Here is a 23,211-nt window from a genome sequence, read left to right as displayed (position 1 = left end):
GAGGGGCTCCCGGGGAATGGGGTTCTCGCGAGGGTCGACACTAGCGGAGACCGGAAACTGGATAAAATCACAGCTCTTATGGCCCGTTACGACGAACACGACCAGGCACGGTGGGTGCCGGAACCTCCCGGCAACCCGGAGCGCAGCGCGTTCGAACGCGACCGCGCCAGGGTCCTGCACAGCTCCGCGCTGCGCAGGCTGGCCGCGAAGACGCAGGTCGTGGGGCCCGGCGAGACGCTCGGCGGCGGCCAGCACATCCCGCGCACCCGGCTCACCCACTCGCTCGAATGCGCCCAGGTCGGCCGGGAGATGGGCGCGACGCTCGGCGTCGACCCCGACCTGGTGGAGACCGCCTGCCTGGCGCACGATCTGGGCCATCCGCCGTTCGGTCACAACGGCGAGGTGGCGCTCAACCAGCTGTCCACCTCGTGCGGCGGCTTCGAGGGCAACGCGCAGAGCCTGCGCCTGCTCACCCGGCTGGAGGCCAAGGTCCTCACCGAGGACGGCCGCAGCGCCGGGCTCAACCTCACCAGGGCCGCGCTCGACGCCTCCATCAAATATCCGTGGACCTGTGACAGATCGCCGAAGTTCGGAGTCTACGACGACGACCTGCCGGTCTTCGAATGGATCAGGGACGGTGCTCCCGACGGCCGGGTGAGCTTCGAGGCGCAGATCATGGACTGGGCCGACGACGTCGCCTACTCCGTCCACGACCTGGAGGACGCGCTGCACTCCGGCCACGTCACGCCCGAGGCGCTCCTGTCGGCCGCCGAGCGCCGCGCGGTCTGCGAGACAACCCGCACCTGGTACGCGCCCACTGCCGACCTCGCCGAGCTCGAGGCCGTCTTCGCCGCACTGATCGCCACCCCGCTCTGGCCGCGCCGCTTCGAAGCCACCTTCGCCGACCTGGCCGGGCTCAAGGCGCTGACGAGCGGTCTCATCGGCCGCTTCTGCCGATCCGCCCAGACCGCCACCAAGGACGCGTACGCCTCGCGGCACCGCGCGGAGCTCGTCGTCCCCCCGGCCACCCGGCTGGAGTGCGCGCTGCTCAAGGGCATCACCGCCCACTACGTGATGACCACCGAGGACCACCACGCCAACCAGGCCAGGCAGCGCGACCTAATCACCGAGCTGGCCTCCCTGATCACGCTCGGCGCGCCCGCCACCCTGGAGCCCGCTTTCCGGCCCACCTACCTCGGCGCGCCCGACGACGCCGGCCGCGTCCGGGTGGTCATCGACCAGATCGCCTCTCTCACCGACACGTCCGCCATCGCCTGGCACAAGCGTCTTTCCCGATGACCCCCGGCGGGCGGATACTGCGGCCATGGCTACATATGTGATCGTCGGCGCGGGACTGGCGGGGGCCAAGGCGGCGCAGACGTTGCGGGAAGAGGGCTCCGACGACGAGATCGTGCTGATCGGCGCGGAGTCCGAACGCCCCTACGAGAGACCGCCCTTGTCGAAGGAATACCTGCAGGGCAAGAGCGAGCGGGAGAAGATCTTCGTCCATGGCGCCGACTGGTACGCCGACAACGGCGTGGACCTCAGGACCGGCCTGCGGGTCACGCGCCTGGAGCTCGACCAGCACGCGGTCCGGCTCTCCGACGGCTCGCGCCAGCCGTACCACAAGCTGCTGATCGCGACGGGGGCGAGGCCGCGGCGCCTGCCCGGACCGGGCCTCTGCCTGCGCACGGTCGAGGACAGTGAGGCGCTCAAGGCGCGCCTGGCCGGCGCCGAGCGGGTGATCGTGGTCGGCGCGGGCTGGATCGGGCTGGAGACCGCCGCGTCCGCCCGCAAGGCCGGGTGCGAGGTCACGATCGTCGAACCCGACCCCACGCCGCTGTATCGGCCACTCGGGCCCGAACTCGGCGAGGTCTTCGCCGGGTTGCACCGGCGCAACGGCGTCGACGTGCGCACCGGCACCGGCGCCGCGGAGATCACCGAGACCGGCGTGCGGCTCAGCTCCGGCGAGCGCCTGACCGCCGACCTCGTCATCGTCGGCATCGGCGCGGAGCCCGAGGTCGGGCTGGCCCGGGACGCCGGGCTGGAGGTCGGGAGCGGCATCCTCACGGACGCCGCGCTGCGCACCTCGCATCCCGACGTGTTCGCCGCGGGCGACGTCGCCGAGTCCTTCCATCCCCTGTACGGCCGGCGCATCCGAGTCGAGCACTGGGCCAACGCGCTGAACGGCGGCCCCGCCGCGGCCAGGTCCATGCTGGGCCAGGAGGTCTCATACGACCGCGTGCCGTACTTCTATACAGACCAGTACGACCTGGGCATGGAGTTCTCCGGCGACATCCAGGGCTACGACGAGGTCGTCTACCGGGGTTCGGTCCCCGACCTGGAGTTCGTCGCCTACTGGCTGCGCGAGGGCAAGGTCGTCGCCGGCATGAACGTCAACGTCTGGGACGTCGTCAGCGAGATCCAGCAGCTCATCCGCTCCGGAGTTACCGTGGACCCGAAGGAGCTGACGTCGGACCGGCGATGAAGCTCACGTCGGATTGACGATGATCACCGTAGGAGTCGGCGTGGCGTGGGTCTTCTTTTTCTTCTTCTTGGGCTCCACCACCTTCTTCGACGCGCACTGAACGGCGCACGGCGGCGTCTCGCCCAGCCGGCCGCGCATCTTCAGCGTCTCCTTCTTCGGCGACAGCGTCTTGTTGCCGGTCTGCCAGGCGTCGAGGTAGTCCCAGGGGTTCACCATGCCCCGGCGCACCCACCAGTAGGCGGGGCCGGTCTTCCAGGAGATCGCGAAATAGAGGTTCGTGGCGGTGTCGCGGGCGTTGCCCGAGTTGCCGACCCGGCCGAGCATCTGTCCGACCTTCACCCGTACGCCCGGCTTGAGGCCGTCGGCCACGGCGTCGAGATGGCCGCCGAGGTAGCGGACGCCGTCGTCGCCGATGATCGTGACGAAGCGGCCCTCGCGGTAGGCGCCCACGTCGGTGGTGGGCGACCACTTGTTCAGGGTGTTGACCTCGTCGACCACGCCGTCCACCGGCGCCACGAAGGCGCAGCCCTTGCCCGCCCAGATCACCGTCTTCGGGAGCACGAGCAGCTGGCGCTGGTAGGTCGTCCGGCAGCCCTGGACGGGGAAGGCGTAGGTGTACTTCGACAGCTTCGGCGGCGGGATCTTGACCGGGTCCTCACCCTTGGGCGGCGTTTCGGCCGACTGGGGATCGGCGGTTGGCGTCTGCGAGGGAATAGTGGCGGTGACGGACGGGCTCGCGCTCGCCGGGGGCGTGGCCGGTGACTGCGCGCTGACGCCCGCCACTCCGGTGGCTTGTGGCGAGCAGGCGCTCGCCAGCAGCGCGGCGCCCGCTAAAGCCGCCCAACGTCCGAGATGCCCCGCTCGCATGATCTCCACCCGTGTCGACGTGTCCACCGCAAACATTTACCTTTGTAGCCGACCGGGGAAGTGCTCCCGACAGATTTCCGCCTTTCGCGACGCGACGGTGACATCCTCCTACCGCCAGGTCACCGTCACCTCACGGAGGGCAGTCATGAGCCCGGGTGGGGACGGTTGTCGTAGCTCGGGAATAGACTCACCGGCGTGGCTGGCAGGATCCGTGACGTCGATATCGCGCTCGTTCGTGAGCGATCGCCCATCGCCGATGTGATCGGCGAACACATCCAGTTGCGCAACGCGGGCGGCGGCAACCTCAAGGGGTTGTGCCCGTTCCATGACGAGAAGAGCCCATCCTTCAACGTCACGCCCGAGCGCGGCATGTATTTCTGCTTCGGCTGCACCGAGGGCGGCGACGTCATCACGTTCGTCGAGAAGATCGAGCACCTGACGTTCGGCGAGGCGGTCGAGCGGCTGGCCCAGCGTGCCGGGATCCAGCTTCAGTACGACCAGGGCGGCTACGTGCCGCGGCGCGACCACGGCGAGCGGGCCCGGCTGATCGAGGCGCACAAGGCCGCCGCCGAGTTCTACGCCGAGAAGCTGCTCGGCCCGGAGGCCGCGCCCGGCCGGCGATTCCTGTCGGAGCGGGGGTTCGAGCGGGCCGACGCCGAGATGTTCGGCGTGGGCTACGCGCCCAACGAATGGGAAGGGTTGACGCGGCATCTCCTGGGGCGCGGCTTCACCGCCGACGAGATCGTCAAGGGCGGGTTGGCCAAGGAGGGCCGGCGCGGGCCGATGGACCGCTTCCGCGGGCGGCTGATCTGGCCGATCCGCGACGCGACGGGTGACGTGATCGGGTTCGGGGCCCGTAAGCTGCTCGACTCCGACGACGGGCCGAAATACCTCAACACCCCCGACTCCCCGCTCTACAAGAAGAGCCAGGTGCTCTACGGCATCGACCTGGCCAAGCGGGAGATCTCCAAGCGGTCCCAGGCGGTCATCGTCGAGGGCTACACCGACGTCATGTCCTGCCACCTGGCTGGGGTGCCGACAGCGGTCGCCACCTGTGGCACGTCGTTCGGCGAGGAGCACATCAAGATCCTGCGGCGCTTCCTGCTCGACCAGGCGGAGTTCCGCGGCGAGGTGATCTTCACCTTCGACGGCGACGCGGCCGGGCAGAAGGCGGCGCTCCGGGCGTTCGCCGACGAGCAGAAGTTCGTCACCCAGACCTACGTGGCCGTGCAGCCTGACGGGCTCGACCCGTGCGACCTGCGCGTCAAGCAGGGCGACGCGGCCGTGCGCGACCTGATCGCCAGCCGCGAGCCGCTGTTCCAGTTCGCCATCCGCAGCACGATCTCCCGCTACGACCTGCGCAGCAACGAGGGCAAGATCGCCGCGCTCGACGCGGCGGCGCCGATCGTGGCCGGGATCAAGGACGTCGGCCTGCGCAAGCGCTACGCGATCGACCTCGACCGGTGGCTCGGCTTCATGGACGAGCGGTTCGTCATGCAGCGCATCGCCGAGGTCGGCGGCGCCCAGCAGGGTCGCCCGCGGCGGGCGCCGCAGGCCGCGCCCGTCGATCCCAACGTGCGGGTCGAGGGCGAGCTGCTCAAGCTGGCCATCCAGCGGCCCGCGCTGCTCGGTCCCCGCTTCGACGCGCTCGACCCGCGGGCGTTCACCGCGCCCGACCACGTGCTGGTGCACCAGGTGATCACCGCGGCGGGCGGCGCCGCGTCGGCGGGCCACGGCGGCCGCGAGTGGGTCGACCGGCTGCTGGAGCAGTGCCACGACGACGTGACGCGGGCGCTGGTGACCCGGTTCGCGGTCGAGGCGATCCGGGCCGACTCCCACACCGAGGAGCGCTACGGGGCGGCGATGCTGGCGGCGATCGAGGCCATCGCGGTCGACCGGGCGATCGCTCAGGTCAAGTCGCGCATCCAGCGGCTCAACCCGGTGGATGAGCAGCAGGACTACAACCGGCTGTTCGGCGAGCTGGTGGCGCTGGAGCAGCAGCGCAGAGTGCTCCGCGACCGGGCCGCGGGCAGCTGAGGGGTTTGGGGACGCTTTCACGGGCAGCCGCGGCAACCGGCTCAGGGTTTCGGCGGGCCCGTGCGCACCCGCTTTGACGTAGCCCATCGGCGGATGACGAGCCGCGAATGGTCCCTGTAACGGCTCGTTCGAGAGTTCCCGAGCAGAAGATGTCGGGAACTTGTTGAATCCAGATAGCGGTGGCGAAATCCTTCACCGGTCGCGTAGGACAGCGGTGTCAGAAGGCATCCGGGCAGGCTACGCCTGGTGTCCGGCGACAACCCCGCCCCGGACACTCCTTACTCGACCGCGTAATTGACTTTACTTTCCTGATCAAAGTGCCGCTAAACCTTTAAGCGATCTCAATTTGGTAAGGGCCACGGCCTTACCTTCGGTTACAAAAATGGGTCTGCCATTTTACGGAACCAATACTGCAGACTGTGTCCCGTGGGTGCATCGGTACTGCCAAGTGGACCGCCATCCGTAGATCAAGTGGCGGACCTCGTCGCGAAGGGAAGGGAGCGCGGAAGCGTAACCGTCGATGACGTCGCAGCCGCGCTTGACCGCTCAGAGTTGCCGTCCGACGCGTTGGAACGCGTCGTGCGGATGCTCGCGGAGAACGGCGTGGAGGTTCTCGAACCCCAGGGAGAGGAAGAGACCACCCGCGCCGACGAGGAAGACGTAGGCAAGCGGGCGCCGACCAGCGATCTAGTCCGTATCTACCTGCGGGAGATCGGCCGGGTGCCGCTGCTGACAGCCGAAGAGGAGGTGGAGCTCGCCAAATCGATCGAAGCCGGTCTGTTCGCCGAGGACAAGCTGGCCAGCGGAGTGTCGCGTCTGGCCTTTCCCGAGTTCAGGGAGCTCGTCTGGCAGGGCACTCGGGCGAAACAGCGCCTCATCGAGGCGAATCTCAGGCTCGTCGTCTCGATCGCCAAACGTTATGTGGGTCGTGGAATGCTCTTCCTCGATCTCATCCAGGAAGGCAACCTCGGGCTCATCCGCGCGGTGGAGAAGTTCGACTACACCAAGGGATACAAGTTCTCCACTTACGCCACCTGGTGGATCCGGCAGGCGATCACCCGTGCGATAGCCGACCAGGCGCGCACCATTCGCATTCCGGTACACATGGTGGAGACGATCAACAAGCTCGTCAGAGTGCAACGGCAGCTCCACCAGGACCTCGGCCGTGAGCCCGCGCCCGAGGAGATCGCCAAGGAGATGGACCTCCCGGTCGATCGTGTGGTGGAGATCCAGCGCATCGCCCAGGAGCCGGTGTCACTGCAGTCGCCGATCGGTGAGGAAGACTCCGACCTCGGTGACTTCATCGAGGACGCCGACGCGGTCGTGCCCATGGAGGCGGCGGCCTTCATCATGCTGCAGGACCAGCTCGACGACATCCTGGCGACGCTGTCGGACCGTGAGCAGCGCATCATCCAGCTCCGCTTCGGCCTGGCCGACGGGCATCCGCGCACGCTGGAGGAGGTGGGCAGGGAATTCGGCGTCACCCGGGAGCGCATCCGGCAGATCGAGTCGAAGACGCTGGCCAAGCTCCGCCACCCGACCAGGGCGCAGATGCTGCGTGACTATCTGGATTGATCGACTCGCGTGGCGACGAACGGCGGGCCCGGGGTTCTCCCCGGGCCCGCCGTTCGTTCGTCTACGCAGCTTCAGGAGCAGCCCTCGAACTGCGGCACCGCGATGGTGCTGAGGTTCAGGCCGGCCTTGCCGAACCACTTGTGCAGCAGTTTCGAGGCCGTCCCGTCCTGGTACATGGTGGTGATCGCCCGGTTGACCGCCTCGCACCCCGCGACGTCGCCCTTGTGCATGCCGACCCCGGTCCGCTGCTCGTTGAACTGGGCGTTGACCAGCCGCAGCCCGCTGCCGTCCTGGACGGCCAGACCGGCCAGGATGACGTCGTTGGTGGTGATCGCGTCCAACCGGCGGTCCTTGAGCGCCGCCAGGCAGGCCGCGTAGTCGTCCACCGGCACCACCTCCGCCGCCACCTTGCGCTCCTCCAGGACCCGCTGGGTCGCGTTCGAGCCCTTCACCTGGCAGATCTTGTGGCCCTTGAGGTCACGGACGTTCTTGATCGACGGCTCGTCCGGCCGTACCAGGATGTCCTGGTAGGAGATGTGGTACGGCCCGGCGAACAGGACCTTCGCCTTGCGGTCCTGGCTGATCGTGTACGTCGCCAGCACGAGGTCGGCCTTGCCGTTGAGCAGGACCTTCTCCCGGTCGGAGGCCAGCACCGGGATGAAGGTGAAGTCCTTGCCGAGCTTCTGGGCGATGTAGCGGGCCACGTCCACGTCGAAGCCCTCGAAGGTGCCGTTGGACTTGCGTACGCCGACCGACGGCAGGTCGGGGCGGACCCCGATGACGATCGCGTCCTTGTCCACGATCGACTCCGCGCCGCCCATGCCGCAGGCCCCGGCCAGCAGCGCGGTCAGGACCAGCACCGCCGGTAGCAGCCGCTTCATCGGTACTCCTTGAGCCGTGGCCACACCCCGGCGATGACCAGCAGGCCGAGGCCGCCGATCGCGAACGGGAGCAGCCGCCACAGGTTGTCGAGCGCGCTCTCGCCGGCGTCCGTGGCCCGCTTGAACACCGCCTCATGCTGCTCGGCGAGCTTCAGCAGCGCCTGGTCGTAGGCGTCGAAGGACTCGCGCACCGTCCCCAGCCTGGCCGACACGGCCTGGCCGGCCTGGCCGCTGGCCGCCAGCGCGCGGAACTTGGCGTCGGCGTCCTGGAAGCGTGTGTACGCCTCGAGCGCCCGCTGGCCGTCGCTCCCGCCGAGCTCGGTGCCCAGCAGGCCGAGGAAGTGCTTGGCGCCCTGCGCCACCTTGGCCTGGTAGGTGTCGAGGTTCCCGGCCTCCAGATAGATAACCGACTGGGACTTGTCGAGGAAGGTGTGCTCGTAGGTGTCGGCCCGCCCCTTGTCGAGCAGGAACCGGCTCTGGTCGCCGTGCAGGCTGTTGCTGATCGCGCGGGCCCTGGCCAGCGTGAGCACCGAGTCGAAGCCGTCGGCCTTGGCGGTGCGCAGCTCTTGCGTGTCCCGGCCGAGCACGTTCACCCCGGCGAGCAGCGCGACGACGGTCACGACGGTCGCGGCCAGCAGCGCCGGCCCGAACACCCGGCGGAAGCGCCGTGCCAGGAAGACCTGCAGCCAGATCAGGCAGGCCAGGGCCAGCAGCCCGGCCACGATCACCGCGAACCGTACGACCGGCACCATGACGCTCTTCTCGTCATAGGTGCTCCGCACGATCGTGCCGCTCTCCAGCGTCAGGTTGTACGCCTGGGGGAGCAGGACCAGCCGCATCAGGTCGGTGGCCTGCCGGTACACCTCGACCACCTTCTGCGGCGGCGGCCCGGCCGCGTGACCGGACTGGGTGTCGAGCAGCAGCGCCTGCCCGGCCAGCCGCTCGTAGCGGCCGAGGCCGTCGAGCACGGACTGGACGGTCTGCCGCTCGGCGGGGTTGTCGCCGGACAGCTCGAACGCCTTCAGCAGCGCCTGGTTGGCCTCGGAGCGCCGCCGCTCGTACTGGGCGATGGCGGCCTGGCGCTGCGAGGTGTAGTCCTTGCCCATCAGCAGCGCGTCGGCGACCTGCGCGTCCATGTCGCTCAGCCCGAGATACAGGCCGGCGGTGGCGACCACCTGGGGGCCCGCGTCGCGGCCGATCACCGTCAGCCCGTCGCGCGCGCTCACGCTCCCGGCCGCCAGCGCGGCGAAGAGCAGCGCCAGGGAGGCCACGGTGATGCCGGAGATGACCCGGATCCTCCCCGGCACACTCCGGCGCGCCGGAGCCCCCGGCGGTGCCAGCCCGACCTGGCCTGACGGCCTGGCCTGGACGATGGTCATAATGCCCCCTCGCAGGTCGTGAAGGTAGTCGTGGCGGCCCCCTCGCCGGTCACGGCGTGCCTTCGCGGATCGTGATGACGGTCCAGGCGCCGACGTGGATGCGGTCGCCCGCGCCCACCCGGACCGGCACGTTGACCGCCACCGGCCTGCCGTTGACCTGGGTGCCGTTGGAGGAGCCCGGGTCGACGAGCGTCCACGAGCCGTCGTGCCCGGCGAGCAGCACGGCGTGCAGATGGGACACACCGGGGTCCTCGGGCGGCCCGGTCAGGTCGATCTCCGGCCGCAGGTCGCGGCCCCGGCTGCGGCGGCCGATGCGTACCTGCTCGCCGGACAGCGCGAAGGACCGTTCGGGGCAGTACGGCGGGAAGGCGACGGCGTCGGCATCGGGGCCGCCCTCGGCGATCACCTTCTCGTAGTAGGCGCGGTCGGCGGCGGTGACCGCCTCCCAGCGCGCTCCGGCCACCGGCGGCGCCATGGTGGGCGCGGTGCCGGAGTAGTCGTGGCCGCACACCTCGCAGAACTGCCCGGCACGCGGCGTCTGGCAGACGGGACATTCTTCCACCGCCGCGCCGGAGCCGACACCGGCGGGCGCGGCCGGCGCGGCGGACGACGTGACCGGTGGCGGGGAGGCGGCCAGCTGGAGGCCGCAGACGTCGCAGTATTCGTCGTCGCCCGACGTGTGGCCCTGGGGGCAGGTCGCCATCAGCTGCCCTCCCCGTTCTTGCGCAGCTTGCTGGTACGCACCGAGCCGGTGTCGAGCTCGATCGCGTCGGCCTTGTCGACGTTCTTGCGCAGCCGGGCGGTGCCGGAGGCCGGATCCACCTCGACGACCTTGTCGAGCAGCCGGGCCGTGTCCTCGCGTCCCGAGTCGGCGGCGAGCTGTTTGGCCTTGGCCAGGCGGGCCGTCGCCCTCTCGACGTCGCCGGCCGCGCGGGCGCTCAGCCCGTCCTGGATCAGCTCGTGCAGCTCGGCCTGGCCGGTGTAGTGGGCGACCTTCCCGTTGATCCGGGTGGACTGGGCCAGGTCGTCGGTCCACTGGGCGAGCACGTTGCCACTGGCGAAGACCTCCTGGGTGTCGGGACGGAGCAGTTTCACCCAGCCCGCGCGGATCTCGCTGCCGATCTGGCCGGGCGGCACCTCCACGCACAGGTGGTACTCGCGGTCCTCGGTGCCCCACGACCCGGTCGGGTAGTCGCCGGTCAGCGGGTTGACGTCGGTGCGCTTGCCGGTCAGGTCGAGCAGCGTGGGGGAGACCTGCTTGACCCACTTGAGCGTCGCCGTCTGCGGCACCCACACCCGCATCACCAGCTCGGCCACGGTCTTGCTCATCGAGGTCTGGGTGAGCTTGCGGAAGAAGTCGGCCAGGTCACCCTGGTTCCGGACGAAGTCAAACGTACCCAGCAGCGCCTCGGCGACCTTGCGCAGCTCGGCGGGCACCCAGTCGTCGCCGACGCCGAGGCTGTCGCAGACGAACGCGCCCTCGCAGCGGGCCAGCGCGCCGGCGAACACGTCGGCGCGCTCGTTGTTCTGGCCGTCGGTCATCAGGATGGCGTGCCTGATCGCGTTCGGGTGGGCCGACAGCAGCTGGGCCGCCAGCTGCAGCCACTGGCCGATCGAGGTGCCGCCGCCGGCGGAGAGCTTGCCGATGGCCCGCTGCGCCTCGGCCCGGGTGGCCGCACTGGCCCTGACCAGCTGGGGGCCGTTCGGGTAGACGACACGGGCCCGGTCGGTCCCGGCGATGACCGCGAAGTGCACGCCGTCGCGCAGGGTCTGCACGGCCGTCGCGGCGGCGGCCCGGGCCTCTCTGATCTTGCCGCCGCTCATCGACCCGGACGTGTCGATGATGATCACCTCGGCGGCCTCGGCCGGGGTGGCGGATTCGGTGGTCACCGTGCCGGTGGAGTTGATCGTGAGGATGGCGTGCACCTCGCGCCCGTCGATCGGGAGGTACTTGTTCTGGTCGATGTGCAGGGTGAAAGTGGGCTGGTCACCCATGTGCGTCTCCTAGAGGGATCAGGACGATGGTCACGTTGTCTTGCCCGCCGGAGTCGAGCGCGTGTCGCAGCATCGCGCGGGCCATGTCCAGAGGGCTGCCGGTGGAAGGGAAGGTGTAGCCGTCGAGGTAGCGCCACAGGCCGTCGCTGCACACGAGCAGCAGGCCCGGGGTCTCCGGCTCCAGTACGCGGACGTGCGGGCGCACGTCGCCGTAGTCGGCGCCGAGCCAGGCGGTGATCTCACCCGTCGGCGCGGCGTCGTCCACGGTCAACTGGGTACCGACGACCTGACCGGTCACGGCGGACCGGATGGCGGCCGCCGGAAGAACCCCGACCGGCCGAGTGTCAGCGCTCGCCTCGACCGGCGGGCTGCCCGCGGAAAGATCGGTCTCGACGGGCCGGGTGTCGGTGGGAAGGCCGGTCTCGACCGGCCGGGCATGGGGGGGAGGGTCGGTTTCGACCGGTTGGGTGTCGGCGGACGGGTTGGTTCTGGTCGGCCGGGGGCCGGTGGACAGCCAGTACGCGCGGGAGTCCCCCGCCCAGGCGAGCGTGATCCGGCCGCCTTCGACCACCACCGAGACGTAGGTGCACGCGGGGGCGTCGTCCACCGAGGTGGCCAGCTTGCCCACGGCCCGGCTGGCCAGGCCGAACGCCTCCTCGGTGGAGACGCCCCTGCCCAGGGCGGCGCAGGCCGTCTCCACCGCGGCCGCCGACGCCTCGTCCGCGCGCGGCGAGCTGCCCACGCCGTCGCAGACGACGACCACGGTCCGCGTGTCCGTGGACAGCAGCGCCATGGCGTCCTCGTTGCGGCTGCGGCGCAGGCCTTTGTCGGTCACGCCCGCCGTACCGCCGTCGAGTTCGAGCTCCGCGTGGTCGCGGCTGGTGGGCTGGCGCACGCCGCACCGCTCGCAGTAGCCCTCCGCGTCAACGGCGGGGGCGCCGCAGGACGTACAGGCAGGTGCTCCGAGTGGATGCCCGCACGCCTCGCAGAAGGAGTCGCCGGCGAACACAGGGGTCTCGCAGACCGGGCACCGGACGTCCGCCTTTGGAGCGGCGGTGTCGTCCATCACACCCACGTCCGGGGCCGGACGGCGTTGGCCTGGTCGACGAGGGCCTGGCGCTCCTGGCGGGAGCTCGCGGCCACGGCCAGGCGGCGGAAGATGCCCTCCAGCCGCTTGCGTAGGCCGGGTTCGGTGAACTCGGCGCCCGCCAGCTTCAGGCCGCCCGGTGGTTTGTTGTTGTCGAGCCAGGTCAGCGCGCTCTCCAGCAGCTCGGCGGTGAGCAGTTCGCGGCGGCGCGGGTCGAGGTCGGTGAGGTCGTCGAGGCGGTCGGCCGCGGCCGACAGCTCGTTCGGCTTGCCCGGGTCGGCCGCCCCCGTCGTTCTGGCCACCGCGGCCACGACCGCGAGCTGCGCGGCCACGCGGTGGCTCGACGTGGTCGGCACCTCGTCGAGCACCGCGATCCGGCCCGCCCTGGCCAGCCCGAACGCGGCGCTCACGTAGGAGCGGTCGGTACGCCACACGCTCTCGTACCAGCGGACCGGGTCGCCGTTCATGCACTCCAGCGCGAACGCCAGCCCCAGCTTGGGCGCGCACTCGCCGGGCAGCAGCGAGAAGCACTCGTCGAAGATCGGCGCCGCCCGGTCGGCATGACCCGAGGCCAGCAGGTGGACCGCCCGGTACCAGGTCACCCGCCAGTCGCCGGGCAGCGTCCGCCCCGCCTCGTCCAGCGCGGAGAGCGCCTGGTCCGAGCCCTGCTCGGCGAGCAGCCGGGCCTTGGTCAGCAGCGTCTCGGGCGTCCGGGCCATCCCCTCGACCTGGCTGACCAGCACGTCGGGATCGCGGCCGACGAGGCCCGCCAGCGCGCCCGCCGCCGGGTCGGCGGGGTCGGCCAGCGGCACCGGCAGCGCGGCCGCCGCCTCCAGCGGGTCGAGCCCGGCGAACACCCGCCCGCGGTCGGCGGCCAGCGCCGCCCCCGCCGCGAGCCGCTCGGGCCCGAACAGCGCGGACTGCGCCGGGTACGGCACCCCCTCCGCCAGCGCGCTGATCTCGCGCAGCACGCCGACGAGCTGTTCCTCCATCTCCTCGGCGCTCTGGAACCTGGCGGCGGGATCGGGGGCGGTCGCCCGGCGCAGCAACCGCGCGAACGCCTCGTTGCCGCAGTCCGCCGGCAGCGGGTTCTCCACCCCGCCCTTGGCCGGGCTGAACGACGGGATGGTCAGCACCGCCAGCGTCCTGGCCACCGTGTAGAGGTCGGAGGCGACGGACGAGGGCTGGGTCTCCAGCTCGGGCGCGTGGTAGCCGACCGTGGCCCAGGAGGTGCCCGGCGGCGAGCCGACGCGCTGGACCGCGCCCAGGTCGATGAGCTTGAGCCGATTGCCGACCCTGATCACGTTGGCCGGCTTGAGGTCGCAGTAGACCAGGTCGTGCTGGTGCAGGTAGCCGAACGCGCGCAGGATCTCCCGTCCGTACATGAGCGTCTCGCGCAGCGGCAGCGGTCCCTGGCGGCGCAGCTCGTGCAGCGACTGGCCGCCGACGTACTCCATGACGATGTAGCCGAGGCCGCCGGAGCGCTGGAAGTTGATGATCTTGACGATGTTCGGGTGGTCGACCGTGGTGAGGAACTTCCGTTCGGCCTCCGCCGCCGCCAGCGCCTCGGCGTCGGCGGTGTTCAGCAGGCCCTTGAGCACCACCCAGCGGCCGTCGAGGTTCTCGTCGGCGGCCAGGTAGATCCAGCCGAGGCCGCCGTGCGCCAGGCAGCCCAGCACCCGGTACTGGCCGGCCACCAGGTCGTCCTTGGCCAGCTTCGGGGTGAAGGAGAACGAGGTACGGCAGTGCGGGCAGAACCCGTCGGGCAGCCCGGCGCGCCCCTGCCTGGAGCGGCCGACCGGCTCGCCGCACGCCGGGTTGGCGCAGAACCGCTTCTCCTCGGGCACCATGGGATTGGCCATGATCGCGGTGGCCGGGTCCCGGTAGGGCACCGACGGCAGGTCGGCGAGCTCGCCCAGCACGCCCGGCCGCGACCGGCCGCTGCTCAGCGGGCCGGTCATCTGCCTGCTCACCGGCCGCGTGTCAGGGGAGTCCGAGGGGCTCGACGCCGTCGCCGGGGTCGAGGCCGCGGCGGGCGCGGCGGACGCCGCCGCGTGGCCGCACAGGTCGCAGTAGCCATCTTCGATCGTGCCCGTACAGCCTGGCTGGGCGCATCGGGTCATCGGCCACCTCCGTGGATCGCACGCTGATACAGGTCGACGGCTTGTGCCGCCTTCGTCAGATCGCAGGGAGCGCTCCACAGCAGCAGCCGCGCCCGCTCGTACAGCTCAGTCGCGCCCGGGTCCTCCGCCAGGCCCTTGCGCACCGCCATCGCCTGGCACGCGCCGAGCCGCCCGCGTAGCTCATCACGCCTGCCGAGCAGCCCCATCAGCGCCGTCGCCGTGGCCCGTGCCTGCTGGGCGGCCTGCTGGGCGCCCTGCTCCAGGGCCGTCAGCCGCCCGGCCCGGTCGAGCCAGGTGCCGGGCGCGGCGTCGAGCGCGTCCAGTTCGTCGGCCAGCGCGTCCACCTTGCTCCGCGGCTGTGCCTGCGGCGGCAGGGCTATCTTCACCACGACCCTGCCGTGGGCCACCCTGGCCTCGCTCTCGGCCGCGCGTACCCGGTCCAGCGCGGCCACCAGCTCCTCGCGCCGCCTGCCGTACTCCTGACTGACCTGTAGCGCGCGCTCCAGGTCCGCGCGGGTGCTCGCCAGGAGGCGGGTGACGCGCTCCAGTTCGTGCTCCGGCGGCGCCGAGCCGAGCGGATCTTCGAGTACGGCGGTCCGCATCCGCCGCAGATCGGTCTCCGTCTGGGTCAGGTCAAGGCTCTCACCGAGCTGCCGCCGCAGGTCGCCGACCGCGCGCAGCTCGGCGTCGGCGGCGTCGAGGCGGGGTAACGCCGCGGACCAGACCGTGTCGATCTCCGTCAGTACGTCCGTGGCCTGCTGGAAGGCCGTGTCCATCCGGGCGACCGTCTCGTCCAGGGTGAGCCGCTCGTCCGCCTGGGGGAGGAGGGATCGTTCCTCGACGGGCTTGGCGGCGGCCTTCAGCACCACCGAGCGGCCCGACAGCAACTCGGTCAGGGTGGCGAGCTGCTCCGCGCCGAGGCGGCCGCGGGCGCCCTTGACCTGCTCGGCCGCGCGTAACACCCCCCGATAGGTGTCGTAAAGCGCCCACAGCGCGGCGATGGCGCTCTGCGCGGCGGCCCAGCGGGTCTGGGTCGGGCCGCGTAAGGAGGCGCCCTTGAGTAACTGGTAGGTGGTGTGGGCTTCAAGATCGAGCAGGTCGCCGGAGATGCGGTCGCGCTCGTCGGCTCGGGCGCGCAGTGCGTACTCCGCACCCTCCCTGCTCATGGGTGGTCCCAGACTCATCACGCTCCCCGTGATACGGGCCCCCGCGCCCCGTTGTCTACCGGCTAAACGGCAAAACCGACCGGTTGGTTCCGGGAGGAGGCCGGTTGGTTCCGGGAAGTATGCCGGTTGGTTCCGAGAGTAGGGGAGACCCTGACTTGTCCCTGATTCAACCCTGCCTCACCTGCAATCCGCTTGAACGATCTCGTAACGTCAGAGACATGGGACGCATACTTCTCGCAATCCTGGCGATCATCGCCGTGTTCATCCTCATCGGCCCCCTCGTGGGCTTCGTCTTCACGCTGATCAAGTGGGGACTCATCATCGGAGCCGTGGCCTTCGGCATCATGCTCGTCTCCAAGTGGGCCCGGACGTAGCTTTCCTACGGCCTAGCGGCGCATAGTGGGTTGATGGAGGCGCGGCCCGCGGTCGACGACGCCGCGCTCGGGCGCGAGGCACTGTCCGTGCTCGAGGCGAACTGGACGGGAACCTCCACCGTTCCCGCCCCAGGTCTCTACCCGCACCAGTGGAGCTGGGACTCGGCGTTCGTGGTGATCGGCCTGGCCAGGCACCGGCCTGACCGGGCTCGTGCCGAGCTGCTCAGTTTGCTGGCCGGTCAGTGGGCGACCGGCATGGTGCCGCACATCGTCTTCCACACCCCCGAGGCGTACTTCCCGGGCCCTTCGGTCTGGCGCTCACAGGATCACGACGCCGCGCCGCGCGTGCTCACCTCGGGCCTCACCTCGCCGCCGCTGCACGCGCTGGCCCTGTGGTGGCTCTACCGGCACACCGGCGACGCCGACTTCGTCAGGCGGGCGTTTCCGGCGCTGGCCGCCCAGCACGCCTACCTGGCCGCCGCGCGCGACCTGGGCGGCTCGGGGCTCGCGGCGATCGTGCACCCCTGGGAGTCGGGCATGGACGACAGCCCGGCCTGGGACCAACCGCTCGCCGCGCTGCCCGAGATCAGGTACGGCTACCGCACCGTCGAACTTGAGCAGCGTTACCCCGACAGCGACCACGACCGCTACGTCTGGCTGGCGCTGCGCTACCGCAACGCCGGCTACCGAGCCGAATACCTGCGCGACGAGCACCCGTTCGCCGTCGAGGACCCGATGTTCAACGGGATCTGGCTCGCCTCCTGCCAGGCCATGGCCGAGCTGGCGCCGCTGGCCCGCGCCGACCCGGTGCCCCACGCCGAGCAGGCCCAGCGCATCAGGTCGGCGCTCCTCGACCGCCTGTGGGACGGCTGCTTCTACGCCCGCGACCTACGGGCCGACCGGTTGATCCGGGTCTGCACGGTCGGCGGCTTCGGCCCGCTGCTCGACCCCGAGCTGCCCAGCGACCGCGTCCACGCGGCCATCGAGATGCTCGAATCGGCCAGGTTCATGGGCGCCACGGGCTATCCGGTGCCCAGCTGCGAGATCCGCGCCGCCCAGTTCGACCGCACCCGCTACTGGCGCGGCCCGTCCTGGGTGAACACCAACTGGCTGCTGCGCCGGGCGGCCGACGTCCACGCGCTCGGCTCGCTCGGCCGGCAACTCGCCAACGGCACGCTCCGCCTGGTCAGGCAGGCGGGGTTCCGCGAGTGCTTCGACCCGTTCGACGGCAGCGGCCGGGGGTGCCGGGACTTCTCCTGGAGTGCCGCGCTCACCCTCGACCTGCTCGCCGATAGCGTGAAGGAATGAGTTTCCTTCGCCGCCTGCCCGCCGACGTCCGCAAGGCCCTGGTCACCGAGCCGGGGGAGCGGGTGCTGACCTTCGCCGCCACCGGCGACGGGCACGTGGTGGCCACCAATCTGGCGCTGCACCTGCCCGGCGGGATCCGCGTGCCGTACGAGACGATCGACCGGGCCGCCTGGGACGAGGAGGGGCTGAACATCCTCACCATGTCCGGCGAGCGGCACCGCGTGGAGCTGCCGGAGCCGCGGCTGCTGCCCGAGACGGTCCGGGAGCGGGTCAACGCCACCATCGTGGTGAACAAGCACGTGGACCTGCCCGGTCGTGGCGGGGTACGGCTGGTGGCCAGACGTCCGCCCGGCGGTGAGGTGCTGGGGTGGACCCTCGTCTTCGACGACGGCCTCGATCCGAACGACCCGGGCGTACGCGCACAGGCCGAACAGGCCCTTGAGGGCGTACGGCGCAGCATGGGGGTCTGAGGAGCCGGATCGAGCGGGCGGCATGAGTTCGGGCGCCCGGTAGACGAGCGGGACATGCGTGCGCGCCGGGCTTGTGAGTGGGGTGGGACCCCGGGCTTGTGAGTGGGGTGGCACGCGGGTGCCCCGGGCATGGGCGGTGGTTCGTCCTGCGCTCATGCCCGGGGCCCGGCGTTGCTCGCGGCAGTTCCGCGTCAAGTTCCGCGTCAGTGCGGAATGCCGGTTTGGTCGGTCTTCTTCTGGCCGGCCTGCTCGACCTCTTCGCCGGGCCAGCCGGTGCCGGTGTCGTGGTGGTCGTGGCCGTTGAGGAACGGGATCCGATGCTGGAGTGTGTCCCCCACCTTCGACTTGGCCACTCCAGCCGCCTTCGACAGCTGGGCGCCCATCACGCCCGCGGTCTCCTGGAACCTGGGGCTGTCGGCAACGCGTTGGGCGGCCCGTTTGATCTGCTCATAGCGTTCGCGTCCGGCCCGGCTGCCCAGGACATAGCCGACGGCGAGACCAATGGCGAATGTCATCCGATAACGCATATTGCACCTCCGCTGTCTCCGGGCCTACCCGAATGACGATGCGACACGCACTCCTCGAGTGCGCTAATCTATTCCTGCGCCCAGGGGAGCGGCCCGCAAGGCCCGCCGATCAGCGCGAACGTACGATCCCGCGTAGCTCAACGGCAGAGCAGCCGGCTGTTAACCGGCAGGTTATAGGTTCGAGTCCTATCGCGGGAGCTTCGGCAAGGCCGAGGTAGGCAGAGCTCAGGCCCCTCTCCGGGATCAAGGATGAGGGGCCTGAGTCGTTCCGGGAGCCACTACCCGGTTTGGTCAGCGTGGCCGAAGACGGCTTCCATGGTCTCAGCGCCATGGACGATGACCGGTCTGATCGGGTGTCGGTAGACGGTTGCGTGGTGGTGGGCGTCGAGTCCCCGACGAGATCGGCGATGCGTTCCACCGAGACGTCCCCATCGCTCAGGATCGAGACGAAGCAGTGGCGGAGCTCTCGTACCTTCCAGCGGTTCCCGATGCCCGCCCTTCTTGTGATCCCCGCAGCACGCGCCGTCACTTCCCGTGCAGATCGACGAAGCGGCCAGATGGCACGTGCCCGGAGATAGGCTGATCTGATCTTGTCCGATCGGCCTTGGAGACCACGTGGCGCACCCACTCGTCGTCGGCATCGCCGGCGGCTCCGCGTCAGGCAAGACTACGATCGCCACCTGGTTGCGTACCGCCGTCGAGCAATCCGGACGCACCGTAGACGTGCTCACCAGCGACCCGTACATGTGTCACGACGTCGATCGCGGCCCGACTTTCGTCTCCCCCACGACCGGTGAGGTGACCTTCGACTACAACCGGCCCGAGTCGGTCGACTGGCTCGCTTTCCTGCGCGACCTCGACAGCCGGACCAGCGACGTAGTAGCGCCGGACGTGCTGCTTGTCGAAGGGCTCATGATCTTGCATATCGCAGCGGTGCGCGAACGGCTCGATCTGCGGCTCTTCGTCGAACTCGACGCGGACGAGCGTGCGCTGCGTCGGCTGCTGCGGGACATGAAGGAGCCGCGCGGACTGAGCGAGCCGGAGATGATCGCCAATTACTACCGGGAGAGCGCTCGGGTCGGGCACACGCTGTATATCGAGCCGTCCCGGCAGTACGCCGACATCATTGTGCGCGGTGACGCCCCGCTGGATCGGTTGCAACCGTTGTTGCTGGCGATGATCGATCGGCTGCTCGGGGAGCACAGTGCCCGGGAGCCCTCGACCTAGCAGCCGTCGCACCTACGTCACTGAATAATTACTTTTGCCAGCGATGCCTGGTCCGAGTCCTATCGCGGGAGCAAGGCTGAACCCCCTTCCCGGGTCTCCGGGGAGGGGGTTTCTTGTTGCGGCTAGACCGCGGTGTCCCGCTTGCCGGTCAGCACTCCGTAGAGCGCCCAGCCGAGGCCGAGGAGGACGCCGCCGATCCCGGCGACCAGGCCGATGGCGCCGCTGCCGAGGAGGGCCAGAATGGCGATCAGCGCGGCGAAGACGAGCGACAGGGCGAGCATGACCGTGCGGTAGGTGTGCTTGTTCATGACCATGACGATCACGGTTCCGGCGTCGCCGGGGTATCCACCGATCGGTGGACATATAGCCATGAGGGGGTAAAACTGCAGATCATGGGGAGTCCCGTGGCGGCGCGGGCCGAGAACGCCTGGCTGCGTTCCTATCCGTTCTGGGACGCGTACTTCGCGGTGGTGCTCATCACCACCGTCATTGCGATGGTGGCGGACGGCGGCCCGCCCATCGCCGTCGGACTGGTGCTCCTGATGGCCCTCTCCTACGTCCTGTTCGGCCGCAGAGCCGTCCGCGCGGACGCCATCCCCGTGCGGGAGAGCTGGTGGTACGCGGCGAGCGTGCTCGTCCTGGTCACCGGAGCCGGGCTGCTGGAGTCGGCGGCGGCGATAGCGCTGTCCGCGCTGGTGCCGATGGCGTTCATGTCGCTGCGGGTGGCGCACGCCGTGGTGCTGACGGCGGCGTTCTTCGCCGCGCCGATGATCAACGGACTGACGACGGCGGGGGCGGATCCGCTGATGACCCTCCTCGCCCTGGCCGTCGGACTGCCGGCGAGCGCGCTGCTCGGCACGTTCATCAGCCGGCTGTACCAGCAGAACCGCGAACGCGCCGAGCTGATTGAAGAGCTCGACCGCACCCGGGAGGAGCTGGCGGAGGTCAGCAGGGAGGCCGGGGTCCTGGCGGAGCGCGAGCGGCTGGCGGGCGACATCCACGACACTCTGGCCCAGGGGTTCACCAGCATCATCATGCTCCTCCAGGCCGCTGAGGCCGGTCGGGGGGCCGAGCGGCACGTGGCGCTGGCCGTACAGACGGCGAAGGAGAACCTGGCCGAGACGCGGGCGCTCATCGCGGCGCTCGCCCCGCCCGCGCTCGACGGCACGTCACTGGGGCAGGCGCTGCGCCGGTTGGGGGAGGGGTTCGAGGTGCCGGTGGAGGTGACCGTCAGGGGCGAGCCCATCGCGCTGCCCGCCACGGCCGAGGCGGTGCTGGTGCGGGTTGCTCAGGAAGGGCTCGCGAACGTGCGCAAGCATGCCCGCGCTCGGTCCGCACGGCTGGCGCTGGACTACGGGGACGCGGCGGCGCGGCCGTCGGTGACCGACCCCGGGGGCGGGGCGGGGCGGCAGTCAGTGACCGACTCCGGGGGCGCGGCAGAGCGACTGTCGGTGAGCGATGACGGGGTAGCGGCAGTGCGGCTGTCCGTGAGCGACGACGGGGATAGAGCGGTGCGGTTGTCGGTGAGTGACGACGGTGACGGCTTTGAGCCGTCCACCACCCGTGACGGGTACGGCCTGCGGACCATGCGTGTCCGGGTGGCGCGGCTCGGCGGGACCGTCACCGTGGCGGCCGCTCCTGGGTCGGGCACGACGGTCACGGTGGAGTTGCCATGCTCGCCGTGCTGATCGTCGACGACCACCCGATGGTCCGCGAGGGCCTGCGCGGGATGCTCGTCGCCGAACCGGACATCGAGGTGGTCGGCGAGGCCGGATCCGGTGAAGAGGCTCTCGCGGTCGCGCCACGGCTGCGGCCCGACGTGATCCTCATGGACCTGCGCATGCCGGGCTGCGACGGAGTGACCGCGATCCGGCGGCTGGGCGCGGGCTACCGGGTGATCGTGCTGACCACGTACGAGAACGACGCGGACATAGAGCGTGCCATGTCGGCCGGCGCCGCCGGGTACCTGCTGAAGGACGTGTCACGAGCCGACCTGGCGGCTGCGGTACGGGCGGTGGCGGGCGGCGAGACCGTCCTGTCGCCGTCGGTGTCCGCCCGCCTGGCGACCTGGCACAAGGCCGGACCCGAAGGGTGGCGCCTGTCGGCGCGGGAGCGGCAGGTGCTGGAACTGGTCGCGGAGGGGCTGACCAATGGGGAGATCGGCCGGCGGCTGTTCATCGGGGAGGCCACGGTCAAGACGCATCTGCTGCGGGCGTACGGCAAGCTGGGCGTCTCCGACCGGACCTCGGCGGTGGTGGTGGCGATGCGGCTCGACCTGGTGCGGCGGCCCGGCGGATAGCGTCTTTCACGCTTTGTAGTCGTAAGGTCACGGGATTTTCGATTTGCCGGGACAAACGGCTGTGGACGGTGAAGGATGGCAGGAGCTGCGGGCACGTCGTGAAGGCGGTGTGGAGAGGGCGCCGCCTGCCAGGAGGTGCCGCCGACCCGGAATCGGCGGGGCGCTCCGTTGATGGAAAAGTGCTGGTTACTGCGTGCGTACCTGGATCAGGTCCCTACGTCCCTTCGATGCCATCGCCGTACAGACGCTCATCGAGCGAACGATCGACATTCGCGAGGCGGAGCGCTTCATCAGGCTCTTCCACGCCGAGAATCCCGGCGCGGGTGACGTGCACGCGCGTCTGCGTGAGGTCGCCAAGGAGATCGCCCGTCATGGGACTTATGCCCATACCTTCGAGGAACTGCAGTTCGGTGCCAGGGTGGCCTGGCGCAACAGCAGCCGCTGCATCGGGCGGCTCTACTGGCGCTCGTTACGGGTACGCGACCGCAGGCAAGTGACCAGCGCCGAGGGCGTGGCCCTCGAGTGCGTGGCTCATCTGCGCGACGCGACGGGTGAGGGCAAGATCCGGCCGACGATCACCGTGTTCCCGCCGGACACGCCTGAGCGGCGCGGACCCCGGGTGCTGAACGAGCAGCTCATCCGGTACGCCGGGTATCGCATGCGCGACGGGTCGATCGTCGGGGATCCCCGCTATGTCGACTTCACCGAGAAGGTCAGGCGGCTGGGCTGGCGGGGCGGGAAGGGCGGCAGGTTCGATGTGCTGCCCCTGGTCATCCAGCCGGGGCGCGGGCAGAGGCTGCTGTGCAATCTGCCGGGCGACGCGGTGCTGGAGGTGCCCCTCACGCATCCGGACCATCCGTGGTTCGCCGACCTGGGGCTGCGCTGGCATGCCGTGCCGGCCATTTCCGGCATGTGCCTGGAGATCGGCGGGCTCTGCTATCCGTGCGCGCCCTTCAACGGCTGGTACATGGGGGCGGAGATCGGCGCCCGCAACCTCGCCGACACCGACCGCTACGACCAACTGCCCGTGGTCGCCGGGCGGCTCGGGCTGAACACCGCCTCCGACCGGTCGCTGTGGCGGGACCACGCGCTGGTCCAGCTGAACGTGGCCGTGTTGCACTCGTTCGAGCAGGCGGGGGTGACGATGACCGACCACCACACGGAGTCGAACCGGTTCCTCACCCACCTGGGACGGGAGGAGAAGGCGGGGCGCGTGTGCCCGGCCGACTGGTCGTGGATCGTGCCGCCCATCTCCGGCGGCACCACACGCGTCTTCCACCGCTACTACGACAACCCCACGATGACCCCAGCCTTCGTCCACCACGCTGGCTGACCGGAGGTTCGTCTTGTGTTCCACCTCCCCCAACTCCAGCAACCCACTCTGACCTCTGCTTTCGTTCGCTTCGCC

21 protein-coding genes and 1 tRNA gene are annotated in these 23,211 nt (G+C 70.2%); 12 read left to right on the top strand and 10 right to left on the bottom strand.

Features of this window, described 5'->3' with window-relative positions; translation table 11 throughout:
• Nucleotides 1-78: 78 nt before the first annotated feature.
• Both ACGFJ2_RS19145 and ACGFJ2_RS19140 read left to right on the top strand, forming a co-directional pair.
• Nucleotides 79-1,299 (top strand): deoxyguanosinetriphosphate triphosphohydrolase, encoded by a 1,221-nt coding sequence (locus ACGFJ2_RS19145; RefSeq protein ID WP_357947650.1) that lies wholly within the window; start codon nt 79-81, stop codon nt 1,297-1,299.
• Between the two features lie 25 nt (nt 1,300-1,324).
• Complete coding sequence (locus ACGFJ2_RS19140; protein WP_393469877.1) at nt 1,325-2,488, top strand: NAD(P)/FAD-dependent oxidoreductase; 1,164 nt, start codon at nt 1,325-1,327, stop codon at nt 2,486-2,488.
• Nucleotides 2,489-2,491: 3 nt separating this feature from the next.
• Here the strand turns inward: ACGFJ2_RS19140 and ACGFJ2_RS19135 are convergent, their stop codons facing one another.
• Nucleotides 2,492-3,382: a peptidoglycan DD-metalloendopeptidase family protein gene (locus ACGFJ2_RS19135; RefSeq protein WP_357947655.1), complete on the bottom strand. Its 891-nt coding sequence runs from the start codon at nt 3,380-3,382 to the stop codon at nt 2,492-2,494.
• A gap of 168 nt (nt 3,383-3,550) precedes the next feature.
• Between ACGFJ2_RS19135 and dnaG the strand changes: the two genes are divergently transcribed.
• Both dnaG and rpoD read left to right on the top strand, forming a co-directional pair.
• Nucleotides 3,551-5,392: a DNA primase gene (gene dnaG / locus ACGFJ2_RS19130; RefSeq protein WP_363990785.1), complete on the top strand. Its 1,842-nt coding sequence runs from the start codon at nt 3,551-3,553 to the stop codon at nt 5,390-5,392.
• 471 nt (nt 5,393-5,863) lie between these two features.
• Entirely contained in the window at nt 5,864-6,967 is a 1,104-nt protein-coding gene (gene rpoD, locus ACGFJ2_RS19125) for an RNA polymerase sigma factor RpoD (protein ID WP_214638280.1), read from the top strand.
• Nucleotides 6,968-7,038: 71 nt separating this feature from the next.
• Here the strand turns inward: rpoD and ACGFJ2_RS19120 are convergent, their stop codons facing one another.
• Genes ACGFJ2_RS19120 through ACGFJ2_RS19090 form a run of 7 tightly spaced genes read right to left on the bottom strand, consistent with a single transcriptional unit; the run spans nt 7,039 to nt 15,598 of the window.
• On the bottom strand, nt 7,039-7,848 hold the full coding sequence (locus ACGFJ2_RS19120) for a transporter substrate-binding domain-containing protein (RefSeq protein ID WP_393469873.1): 810 nt from the start codon (nt 7,846-7,848) through the stop codon (nt 7,039-7,041).
• Nucleotides 7,845-9,227: a hypothetical protein gene (locus ACGFJ2_RS19115; protein WP_393469870.1), complete on the bottom strand. Its 1,383-nt coding sequence runs from the start codon at nt 9,225-9,227 to the stop codon at nt 7,845-7,847. Before ACGFJ2_RS19115 ends, ACGFJ2_RS19120 begins: the two co-directional genes overlap by 4 nt.
• A gap of 49 nt (nt 9,228-9,276) precedes the next feature.
• On the bottom strand, nt 9,277-9,930 hold the full coding sequence (locus ACGFJ2_RS19110) for an FHA domain-containing protein (protein WP_357947667.1): 654 nt from the start codon (nt 9,928-9,930) through the stop codon (nt 9,277-9,279).
• Nucleotides 9,930-11,222, bottom strand: coding sequence for a VWA domain-containing protein (locus tag ACGFJ2_RS19105; RefSeq protein WP_357947670.1), 1,293 nt, complete (start codon nt 11,220-11,222; stop codon nt 9,930-9,932). The genes ACGFJ2_RS19110 and ACGFJ2_RS19105 overlap by 1 nt, the downstream gene beginning before the upstream one ends.
• The gene (locus ACGFJ2_RS19100) at nt 11,215-12,288 is read right to left on the bottom strand and encodes a PP2C family serine/threonine-protein phosphatase (RefSeq protein ID WP_393469867.1); all 1,074 of its coding nucleotides are present in this window, start codon (nt 12,286-12,288) and stop codon (nt 11,215-11,217) included. The genes ACGFJ2_RS19105 and ACGFJ2_RS19100 overlap by 8 nt, the downstream gene beginning before the upstream one ends.
• A complete protein-coding gene (locus ACGFJ2_RS19095; protein WP_393469864.1) occupies nt 12,288-14,432 on the bottom strand; it encodes a tetratricopeptide repeat protein in 2,145 nt (714 codons plus the stop codon). The genes ACGFJ2_RS19100 and ACGFJ2_RS19095 overlap by 1 nt, the downstream gene beginning before the upstream one ends.
• The gene (locus ACGFJ2_RS19090) at nt 14,429-15,598 is read right to left on the bottom strand and encodes a hypothetical protein (RefSeq protein WP_393469861.1); all 1,170 of its coding nucleotides are present in this window, start codon (nt 15,596-15,598) and stop codon (nt 14,429-14,431) included. The genes ACGFJ2_RS19095 and ACGFJ2_RS19090 overlap by 4 nt, the downstream gene beginning before the upstream one ends.
• 218 nt (nt 15,599-15,816) lie before the next feature.
• Here ACGFJ2_RS19090 and ACGFJ2_RS19085 point away from each other — a divergent pair, with 218 nt between their 5' ends.
• From ACGFJ2_RS19085 to ACGFJ2_RS19075, 3 genes are read left to right on the top strand one after another with little or no spacing between them, the layout of a single operon-like run.
• Nucleotides 15,817-15,972 (top strand): hypothetical protein, encoded by a 156-nt coding sequence (locus tag ACGFJ2_RS19085; RefSeq protein WP_357947682.1) that lies wholly within the window; start codon nt 15,817-15,819, stop codon nt 15,970-15,972.
• Nucleotides 15,973-16,005: 33 nt separating this feature from the next.
• Nucleotides 16,006-17,280 (top strand): hypothetical protein, encoded by a 1,275-nt coding sequence (locus tag ACGFJ2_RS19080; protein WP_357947685.1) that lies wholly within the window; start codon nt 16,006-16,008, stop codon nt 17,278-17,280.
• Nucleotides 17,277-17,750, top strand: coding sequence for a hypothetical protein (locus tag ACGFJ2_RS19075; RefSeq protein ID WP_357947688.1), 474 nt, complete (start codon nt 17,277-17,279; stop codon nt 17,748-17,750). Before ACGFJ2_RS19080 ends, ACGFJ2_RS19075 begins: the two co-directional genes overlap by 4 nt.
• Nucleotides 17,751-17,953: 203 nt before the next feature.
• On the opposite strand, the gene ACGFJ2_RS19070 is transcribed toward ACGFJ2_RS19075, so the two are convergent.
• A complete protein-coding gene (locus ACGFJ2_RS19070; protein ID WP_357947691.1) occupies nt 17,954-18,277 on the bottom strand; it encodes a YtxH domain-containing protein in 324 nt (107 codons plus the stop codon).
• Between the two features lie 126 nt (nt 18,278-18,403).
• Here ACGFJ2_RS19070 and ACGFJ2_RS19065 point away from each other — a divergent pair.
• Both ACGFJ2_RS19065 and ACGFJ2_RS19060 read left to right on the top strand, forming a co-directional pair.
• A tRNA-Asn gene (locus ACGFJ2_RS19065) sits at nt 18,404-18,475 on the top strand.
• 417 nt (nt 18,476-18,892) lie between these two features.
• The gene (locus ACGFJ2_RS19060) at nt 18,893-19,504 is read left to right on the top strand and encodes a uridine kinase (RefSeq protein WP_393469857.1); all 612 of its coding nucleotides are present in this window, start codon (nt 18,893-18,895) and stop codon (nt 19,502-19,504) included.
• Between the two features lie 122 nt (nt 19,505-19,626).
• Here ACGFJ2_RS19060 and ACGFJ2_RS19055 read toward each other — a convergent pair whose 3' ends face one another.
• Nucleotides 19,627-19,812 carry a hypothetical protein gene (locus ACGFJ2_RS19055; protein ID WP_357947697.1) on the bottom strand — a complete coding sequence of 62 codons (186 nt, stop codon included), beginning with the start codon at nt 19,810-19,812 and terminating at the stop codon, nt 19,627-19,629.
• Nucleotides 19,813-19,896: 84 nt separating this feature from the next.
• On the opposite strand from ACGFJ2_RS19055, the gene ACGFJ2_RS19050 reads away from it, so the two are divergent.
• The 3 genes from ACGFJ2_RS19050 to ACGFJ2_RS19040 all read left to right on the top strand — a co-directional run bounded on the left by ACGFJ2_RS19050 (nt 19,897) and on the right by ACGFJ2_RS19040 (nt 23,136).
• On the top strand, nt 19,897-21,192 hold the full coding sequence (locus ACGFJ2_RS19050) for a sensor histidine kinase (RefSeq protein ID WP_393469854.1): 1,296 nt from the start codon (nt 19,897-19,899) through the stop codon (nt 21,190-21,192).
• Nucleotides 21,177-21,803: a response regulator transcription factor gene (locus tag ACGFJ2_RS19045; protein ID WP_357947703.1), complete on the top strand. Its 627-nt coding sequence runs from the start codon at nt 21,177-21,179 to the stop codon at nt 21,801-21,803. Before ACGFJ2_RS19050 ends, ACGFJ2_RS19045 begins: the two co-directional genes overlap by 16 nt.
• Before the next feature lie 193 nt (nt 21,804-21,996).
• Nucleotides 21,997-23,136 carry a nitric oxide synthase oxygenase gene (locus tag ACGFJ2_RS19040; RefSeq protein WP_393469851.1) on the top strand — a complete coding sequence of 380 codons (1,140 nt, stop codon included), beginning with the start codon at nt 21,997-21,999 and terminating at the stop codon, nt 23,134-23,136.
• Nucleotides 23,137-23,211: the final 75 nt, after the last annotated feature.

Source organism: Nonomuraea sp. NPDC049028, from assembly GCF_043197735.1.
Classification (GTDB): domain Bacteria; phylum Actinomycetota; class Actinomycetes; order Streptosporangiales; family Streptosporangiaceae; genus Nonomuraea.
This window is presented reverse-complemented; position numbering and strand designations above follow the sequence as displayed.

Excerpts from the sequence above, each read along its gene's own strand:
- ACGFJ2_RS19145 (WP_357947650.1), top strand. The coding sequence starts at position 79 with ATGGCCCGTTACGACGAACACGACCAGGCACGGTGGGTGCCGGAACCT.
- ACGFJ2_RS19140 (WP_393469877.1), top strand. The coding sequence starts at position 1,325 with ATGGCTACATATGTGATCGTCGGCGCGGGACTGGCGGGGGCCAAGGCG.
- ACGFJ2_RS19120 (WP_393469873.1), bottom strand. The coding sequence starts at position 7,848 with ATGAAGCGGCTGCTACCGGCGGTGCTGGTCCTGACCGCGCTGCTGGCC.
- ACGFJ2_RS19115 (WP_393469870.1), bottom strand. The coding sequence starts at position 9,227 with ATGACCATCGTCCAGGCCAGGCCGTCAGGCCAGGTCGGGCTGGCACCG.
- ACGFJ2_RS19110 (WP_357947667.1), bottom strand. The coding sequence starts at position 9,930 with ATGGCGACCTGCCCCCAGGGCCACACGTCGGGCGACGACGAATACTGC.
- ACGFJ2_RS19105 (WP_357947670.1), bottom strand. The coding sequence starts at position 11,222 with ATGGGTGACCAGCCCACTTTCACCCTGCACATCGACCAGAACAAGTAC.
- ACGFJ2_RS19100 (WP_393469867.1), bottom strand. The coding sequence starts at position 12,288 with ATGGACGACACCGCCGCTCCAAAGGCGGACGTCCGGTGCCCGGTCTGC.
- ACGFJ2_RS19095 (WP_393469864.1), bottom strand. The coding sequence starts at position 14,432 with ATGACCCGATGCGCCCAGCCAGGCTGTACGGGCACGATCGAAGATGGC.
- ACGFJ2_RS19090 (WP_393469861.1), bottom strand. The coding sequence starts at position 15,598 with ATGAGCAGGGAGGGTGCGGAGTACGCACTGCGCGCCCGAGCCGACGAG.
- ACGFJ2_RS19085 (WP_357947682.1), top strand. The coding sequence starts at position 15,817 with ATGGGACGCATACTTCTCGCAATCCTGGCGATCATCGCCGTGTTCATC.
- ACGFJ2_RS19080 (WP_357947685.1), top strand. The coding sequence starts at position 16,006 with ATGGAGGCGCGGCCCGCGGTCGACGACGCCGCGCTCGGGCGCGAGGCA.
- ACGFJ2_RS19075 (WP_357947688.1), top strand. The coding sequence starts at position 17,277 with ATGAGTTTCCTTCGCCGCCTGCCCGCCGACGTCCGCAAGGCCCTGGTC.
- ACGFJ2_RS19070 (WP_357947691.1), bottom strand. The coding sequence starts at position 18,277 with ATGCGTTATCGGATGACATTCGCCATTGGTCTCGCCGTCGGCTATGTC.
- ACGFJ2_RS19055 (WP_357947697.1), bottom strand. The coding sequence starts at position 19,812 with ATGAACAAGCACACCTACCGCACGGTCATGCTCGCCCTGTCGCTCGTC.
- ACGFJ2_RS19050 (WP_393469854.1), top strand. The coding sequence starts at position 19,897 with ATGGGGAGTCCCGTGGCGGCGCGGGCCGAGAACGCCTGGCTGCGTTCC.
- ACGFJ2_RS19045 (WP_357947703.1), top strand. The coding sequence starts at position 21,177 with ATGCTCGCCGTGCTGATCGTCGACGACCACCCGATGGTCCGCGAGGGC.